The 2,859-nt window shown below is 51.2% G+C and carries 1 protein-coding gene; it reads right to left on the bottom strand.

Translation table 11 applies throughout. The features are described 5' to 3' along the window. Positions 1–2,026, bottom strand: a 2,026-nt coding sequence (locus WBA89_RS24480) for a protein kinase domain-containing protein (RefSeq protein WP_424410090.1), incomplete at its 3' end; no start/stop codon positions are given. Positions 2,027–2,859: the final 833 nt, after the last annotated feature.

Here is a 2,859-nt window from a genome sequence, read left to right on the forward strand (position 1 = left end):
CGGGACTGCCACTTGCCAAAGTCTTGCTATCTTTGGTAATAGCAATAGAATTCACAAACTGACTGTGACCCGAAAGAGTGGCTCTTTCTTTTCCCGTCTTCAAATCCCAAACTATAATCTCTCCGCCGGCGCTAATCAAAGTGCGGCTGTCCGGGCTAAAGACGATCGTCCTCACCCAACTCGAATGCCCTTTAAAAGTGCGGGTTCGCCTTCCGTCTCGCACGTTTGACAAACGGATTGTATTGTCGTTGCTCGCACTAGCCACAAGTTGCCCGTTGGGGCTAAAATCTACAGAATTAACGGCGCCCCCGTGACCGGTGATAATTCTTCTGACTTCTCCGGTGTTGAGATTCCACAAACGCACAGTCTTGTCCTCGCTGCCACTAGCGAGAGTTTTACCGTCCCGGCTCAAAGCGATCGCATTTACTCCTCCGGCGTGGCCGCCCAAAGTCCGCAACCTGCTGCCGGTTTTGGCATTCCACAAACGCACAGTCTTGTCCTCGCTGCCGCTAGCGAGAGTGTTACCGTCACTGCTAAAAGTGAGGGCGTTGACGGTGGCTTTGTGAGCAGAAATCGTCAGCATCCGCCGCCCCGTCTTCAAATCCCACAAAATCACATTATTGTCGTCGCCGCCGCTGGCAAAAATCGAGCCATCCGGGCTCACCGCCAGCGTCTTGACCGATTTTTTAGAGTGCACCGCATTGAGAGTCCGCACCAGGCGTCCCGTCTTCACATTCCAAATTCTAATCGTCCCAAAGCTGGCGCTGACCAAAGTTTTACCGTCCGGCGAGAGGGCGATCGCATTTACACTCCCGACATTATCCAAACTTTTTTCCAAAAACTGACTGCTAGGCAAACTAGCAAGCAGCCACACCGGGTTTGCCGGAAACACTTTGTAACGCATCGAACCGTAAATTTGAGACGCGCCAATAGCCAGCATCAAGACAGCAGCGCCCGCCACCCACTTATTTTTGCCAAAAACATTTTTTTCGGTCTGGTTCTCGCCAGAATTCAGAGGTCTGAGGCGCTTCATCAAACTCTGTTTCGTCGCCCCAGGCCCGCCAGACATTCCGCGAATTCTCGTTTGCCCTGTCGTCGGCAACTGAGTCGGCAACTGAGTTTCTGCGCCGTCGAGATTAATTTCCTCCAAGCACTGCAAAACCATCTGCGGACTTTGAGGTCGATTGCCAGGAAAAGGCGCCATCAGGTAATCGATCACGTTAGCCAAGGGGTCGGAAACTTGAGGAGCTCCTTTGCGCCACATTAATCTGCCCGTGCGCGGGTTCTCTGGAAACGCAGTCGGCGGCTTCCCGGTCAGCAAATAAACAAAAGTGCGCCCCAATGCAAAAAAATCCGACTGCGGAACAGCTTTGCCATTAGTTTGTTCCGGCGGTGTGTAGCCAGGGGAAACGATGCCAGTCACATTTGCCCCCTGACCGACTTTAGCGAAATAAGTCGCCGACACTTCCCTGGCAGTCCCGAAATCAATCAGCACTAACTGCCCGTTCGGTTTGCACATAATGTTGTGCGGCTTGATATCTCGATGAAAATAGTTGAGTCGGTGAACTTGGTCTAAGATTTCCGACAGTTGTTTGAGCCAGTTGAGAGCTTGTTGTTCGCCGATCGGGCGGCCCCGATGTTTCAGCCAGTCTTGCAAATTTGCCCCAGCAATTTTCTCCATCACCAGGCAGTGAAAAGACTCTGTGCTGTGAGCTGGCGAAAATGTAAAATAACCGTCGCGATCGACTTTTGGAATACCTGGATGTCTCAGCCTGACCAATACGTCGGCTTCTTGCTTAAAAAGTTCTACAGCTTTGGGATGTTCTTTGAGCAGGACTTTGAGCACTTTTCGGGCGCCGTTGTCGTCCACTTCAAATGTTCTGCCAAAGCCGCCGTTGCCGAGAGGCGCGACTAGCCGATATCGACCTTCCAACAAAAGTTGAGACCCGCAGTGAATGCACGCGGATTTGCCAGAGTTTGCTGGATCGGAGGGATTCGGGCATTTGGGATTGAGGCAATAACTCACGAAGCCACATAACCCTGATTGAGGTTGCTCTATCAAGTTTTACTCGGGCACTCTCAGCACTGTTTGTGACTGAGATTCTTGATTCAGCGAAGTCACTTGCTGGCGACTGGATTGCTCCAACCGCTTTAGAGGTGTCTTCTCCTCAAGCGTAAATTCCGGTATGCCCGCTCCGTACTCGATCGGTTTTTTCGATCCTGTTCGGTTTTGGTTCGAGTGCGAGCTTTCCTAGACGGCAACACCGTGTTTGTATGGCTGTGCACTCGACAATCCAGTTAAGTTGTTAGGTTGTCTGGTTGTACTCAATTTTCAACTTGTGACGATCGTAGCACACCTAGTACAACACTCATCAGCACTCGCTGATTGAAGTACAGAAGGGTCGATCGAGTCCAGCCGAGAAACTAAAATCTCGATCGCCAGCGTGCATTCTGTGTTTTTCCGATCAGTCGCAGCAGCCGTATTCAATTGTACGATCGTCCGGCAACCGCGCTCGAAGCCAGAAGCCCCAGGGAAGAATCCCAGAGGAGGAGAGCTCGCAGGTGTTTTTTGACGGCGGGAGAGATGAAGTCAACAAAACCGGGCGAAAATCAGGGTACTCACACAAAACACCGGGCTGGGGAAAAAACCTGAATTGGGAGTGGGGGAGGAGAATCTTGCGACTTCCATTTCTGTTGTTGCTTCCGCATAATAGAGCCTGTTATATCGTGGACGGTTGCATCGGAATCATAAAATCGAGTCAACAGTTAACACTCAACCATTCAGTTTTTCCACCCGCCCGTCAACAGTCAACAGTCAACAGTCAACAGTCAACAATTCCGGCATGAGTGCAACCGGAA

It is taken from the genome of Microcoleus sp., assembly GCF_049646505.1.
Classification (GTDB): Bacteria; Cyanobacteriota; Cyanobacteriia; order Cyanobacteriales; family Microcoleaceae; genus Microcoleus.